At 49.2% G+C, this 394-nt stretch carries 1 protein-coding gene; it reads left to right on the forward strand.

Annotation, left to right across the window (positions count from 1 at the left end; genetic code table 11):
- A partial coding sequence (locus J8M00_RS28095; RefSeq protein ID WP_211013657.1) for a hypothetical protein occupies window positions 1-394 on the forward strand: 394 nt, incomplete at both ends.

A 394-nucleotide genomic window follows, 5' to 3' on the forward strand; every position in this document is an offset into this window, starting at 1 on the left:
CGAAAGGCCGAGTTTGAAGCGCGCCGACAACAAAACTTGAATCAATATGCCGCAAGTGGGTTTGTGCACTTTGGTAAGCATTTAGGATCTGCTAATACCGTCAATGAAGGACTGTGGGAGCGTACAACTGAGTCGAATGTTTTACGACTCGGGGCGAGTTATTCAAATGCCGGTGCCTCAGTGACTGATGAACCTGTTCTGCATATGGCTGGCGTCATCGTTCATTTATCCCAGCTATGCAATACCGACGAAGCGTTTAACGCGATTAAGTTACCCGCTGCGGAGGCAGGCTTGCGAACTTACGATAGTGCCACAGGATTGAGTGTCATTCATTCATCGCCAGACGTTGCATTTGCCAGTGAGACCAGCACCAATAAAGTTGTCACTGAGCGCG

The sequence above is a fragment of the Pseudoalteromonas luteoviolacea genome, from assembly GCF_018100925.1.
Taxonomy (GTDB): Bacteria; Pseudomonadota; Gammaproteobacteria; order Enterobacterales; family Alteromonadaceae; genus Pseudoalteromonas; species Pseudoalteromonas obscura.